General features: G+C 50.9%; 4 protein-coding genes. 2 read left to right on the forward strand and 2 right to left on the reverse strand.

What is annotated here, in order from left to right; translation table 11 throughout:
• Positions 1 to 728, reverse strand: a 728-nt coding sequence (locus ABJZ52_RS18205; RefSeq protein ID WP_348487818.1) for an IS5 family transposase, incomplete at its 3' end; no start/stop codon positions are given.
• A gap of 104 nt (positions 729 to 832) precedes the next feature.
• Here ABJZ52_RS18205 and ABJZ52_RS18210 point away from each other — a divergent pair.
• Positions 833 to 1,135, forward strand: a complete 303-nt coding sequence (locus ABJZ52_RS18210; RefSeq protein ID WP_348184849.1) for a helix-turn-helix transcriptional regulator — start codon at positions 833 to 835, stop codon at positions 1,133 to 1,135.
• Positions 1,136 to 1,285: 150 nt separating this feature from the next.
• On the forward strand, positions 1,286 to 2,002 hold the full coding sequence (locus ABJZ52_RS18215; RefSeq protein WP_348184847.1) for a reverse transcriptase family protein: 717 nt from the start codon (positions 1,286 to 1,288) through the stop codon (positions 2,000 to 2,002).
• 233 nt (positions 2,003 to 2,235) lie between these two features.
• On the opposite strand, the gene ABJZ52_RS18220 is transcribed toward ABJZ52_RS18215, so the two are convergent.
• The gene (locus tag ABJZ52_RS18220) at positions 2,236 to 2,859 is read right to left on the reverse strand and encodes an SH3 domain-containing protein (RefSeq protein WP_348184845.1); all 624 of its coding nucleotides are present in this window, start codon (positions 2,857 to 2,859) and stop codon (positions 2,236 to 2,238) included.
• Between the last annotated feature and the right edge of the window lie 640 nt (positions 2,860 to 3,499).

The following is a 3,499-nucleotide window of genomic DNA, read 5'->3' on the forward strand; positions in this document are numbered from 1 at the left end:
GTCTCGGCCTCAGGGCCGGCAACGGCCGTCTTCGGCGGTGGAATGATGATTTCCACATCGGCAAAGCGCTGCATGATCTCGGTCCGTGTGGCGGCGCCGTCATAGGCACCGTCCGCAAGAAAGCGATGCAGGGGTTCGTCAATCTGGTCCAAAAGATCCGGCACGGCCGAGGGATCACCGATGTCGTCTGTCGTCAGCTCACTGCATTCGATCTGACCGGTCTCCAGATCCAGCCCCAGGTGGAGCTTGCGCCACGAGCGGCGCCTGGACGTCTTGCCGTGCTTGGTTTCCAGCCATTCTCCGGCCCCAAAGACCTTCAGGCCAGTACTGTCCAAGACAAGGTCAAGGGAAACAGGCGCTTCGGTTCTTGCCCGCGGCAAAGGCTCAAGCCCGCCGGCTCGGCGCGAGAGCGTGGTAAAGTCCGGAACGTCCAGTTCCAGCTTCATCAGCCTGAACACGGAGCGCAGGAACCCTTGGGTTTGCCGCAGGGCCAAATGGAAAACGGTCCGGATCTCCAGACTAACCGTGATCGCCAAATCGGAGTATGTCCCCGGCCGGCCCCGCTTGCCGGTGTGTGCAACGCCCCAATGATGTGCCACGCTCTCATCAACCCAGACCGTGACATCCCCACGCCGGCGCAGGCTCTCATTATACTCGGGCCAGTTCGTTACACGATGCTTGGATTTCGCAAACTTGTGGCGGCGGGAGGCGTGGTGTTTGAACGGCATTCACAAAACTTCAGAAGGGAAACAACGTCGAGCACGTAGGCCACCAATCGGATTAATGCAACAACGTGCTTCCATTGTATCCTAGCGTAGAATAGGAGAAGGAAATGCTGGCGGAAGCACTTCGATTAATCCGCGTTTATCATGATTTAAAGCAGCAAGAGCTTGCTGACAGGATAGATTTATCAAAATCGTACTTATCAGAGTTGGAAAGTGGCAAGAAAGTACCTTCGTTCGATGTAATCCAAAAATATTCGGATGAATTCGGCATCCCACCGTCTTCAATTCTTTTTTTTGCGGAAAACATAGGCAACCCGACAAAAGCTTCACGGACCCGCTCTGCTATAGCAGGGAAGGTGTTGCAGTTTCTGCAGTTCATCGAGGCAAATACAGCAGATGGGAAAGCATAGATATAGCTATAAGGACAGCCCGTTCTTTCGCCTAGAATCCAAATCAAAATTGGCGTCTCTGCTTTATGCTTCACCAAAAAAACTCAAATCACTAGCAGAGCTCGAAAACGGGTACATCCATTTCCAGAAGAAAAAAAGAATAGCGGCGGCATGCGAGATATCAACGCTCCAATAAAGCCGTTAAAAGATGTCCAAACTCGTATCGCCGTCCTGCTTTCGCGTATCGCCCCACCAGATTATCTATTCGCTCCGGTGGCTGATCGGTCATACGTTGACAATGCTGCAGTCCATCGTGGAGCACGTTCAGTCCGCCTATTGGATATCGAAGATTTTTTTCCCAGCTGCACTATCAACAAGGCAATTTGGTTTTTCCGTCGGCGCATGGAATGCGCACCAGACGTTGCTGTGATACTTGCAAAAATCGTGACCCACAGGGGTGTGCTACCTCAAGGTAGTCCTTGCAGTCCGATTCTTGCGTATTTTTGTTACGTTGATATGTGGGAAGAGATTGCTGCTCTCGTTGATCGAGCGGGCTGCAAACTCAGCGTTTACGCTGATGATCTCACGATTTCGGGGGAAGTCGTGCCCGAGAATATGATTTGGCAAATCAAAAAGACTTTACACCGGCATGGTCATCGATACGCGAAAGCGAAGGAGCGCTCAAAAAGGGACCGTCCAGCAGAAATAACAGGCGTTGTTCTGCGTCGAGATATTGTAATTATTCCAAATCGACAGCGGAAGAAAATCGTAGAAATCCGTAGCGAATTATGTTGTGCCAAATCACCTAAAGCTAGACAACGGCTTGAGGCTCAGCTGCGCGGACGGTTGGCGCAGCTTTCCCAGGTTAAAGCAGGTAATAAATCTTAGCACATTTATATGGTGGAATAGACAGCTCGTATGCTTGGAAAGGCACGACGAATTCCTGCCTATCTCTTCCACAAAAAGCAACGGACCGAACGTCCGCTTCGGGTCAGGACCAGCCGTTTAAAAGTTTCTTGTCAAATGACTGCTCTGGGCCGGAGTCGCCACCAAAACCAGAGCCGATAGATGGCAGCTAACTCCAATCGGAGCACGCAAGCCGCTATTCCCTTCACGGTCCCTTATCTGCCCCTAAACGCTGCTATCATCTTATCAGTAACATCACTCTCATAGCAGATTGGCGAATATCCTCCTGGGCGGGAATAGGCACTCCGTTTACTGCATTTCCTGCCTCCGCGATCGCGATTGTATGGGCAAGGGCAAGAACTTGGATAATGGCTCAGAGATCGGGCGATGATCTTTTTTGCAATTGCTTCATCTGAGAGTTTGGTGTTCGAAGCGCTAATTTGAAATGCAGGTGTTTTTTTCCTCTCCAGCTCGGCCTGCTTCTCGGTTATGAGGAAATTTGCGGACCAACCTTCTCTTTGGGTAAGATCGTCCCGAATTCTTGACCACTTGGCCTGCACTTCAAGAATTTCCACTCTTCTACCGGCATCGAAACGATCGAGGATCTCATATTCTTTTCCCGGCCCCGCCCGAAAAGCAACTCGATTTCCTTTGATGAAAGCCGACCTGGCACGCTTTGTATCTGAGCGCGGCGGCGAGGGGTTCGTTACTTGGGTTTTGGATGCTTTATGCGAAGCGCTCGGTCTGACCGTCGGAGCTTCGAATTCGTGCTCTCCAGTCCCAAACCAGTATGTGCCGAAAGCAATTACGGCCCATAGAATAACAGCCTTCTTGGCCATCTTCTGTCCGATTATTTGTCTTTTCTCAAGACTTTCGAGTTGCGCTAGATGCCCAGCCAGGCGTCATTTCGAAAAACACTTCGATTGCTGAAACCAATGCCGACCTCGGAAGAGATTCAATAAACTGACGTTCGCTAGCAGGGAGTTGGTCAATTTCCTTTCCCGTCAGCGAACATACAGGATCTAGGCTATTATCCTCACAGAACCTGATATGCTCGAGAGCTTTCAACGTATTGATTTTCTCAGGCATAGCTCAACTTAGCCTCCTTGAACTTTTAGGTGTATTTTGCATCAATACACTAAAATAACGCATTCCACGTCGCCCGTTCAAGTGTCCCATACTCCGACGATCACTGAGTTGGGGGCAGCAGTGTCCTGGTAGAGCTATTGTTCTTTTAGACTTTCTATCGCGGCAAGCCACTGTTCCCTTGATGTGAACGCGCCGGCGAGCTCGAGCATTTCATAACCAAGGGAAACGTCGTGATCAGGGGCCATTAAGGGCGTTGTTGCATTAATCCGATTTGTGCCCTACGCGCTCGACGTTGTTTCCCTTCTGAAGTTTTGTGAATGCCGTTCAAACACCACGCGTCGCGCCGCCACAAGTTTGCGAAGTCCAGGCATCGTGTGACGAACTGGCCCG

This window comes from Roseibium sp., assembly GCF_039982295.1.
In the GTDB taxonomy this organism is placed as follows: Bacteria; Pseudomonadota; Alphaproteobacteria; order Rhizobiales; family Stappiaceae; genus Roseibium.

Coding starts and splice junctions, on each gene's coding strand:
- ABJZ52_RS18220 (WP_348184845.1), bottom strand. CDS start 2,859: ATGGCCAAGAAGGCTGTTATTCTATGGGCCGTAATTGCTTTCGGCACA.
- ABJZ52_RS18210 (WP_348184849.1), top strand. CDS start 833: ATGCTGGCGGAAGCACTTCGATTAATCCGCGTTTATCATGATTTAAAG.
- ABJZ52_RS18215 (WP_348184847.1), top strand. CDS start 1,286: ATGCGAGATATCAACGCTCCAATAAAGCCGTTAAAAGATGTCCAAACT.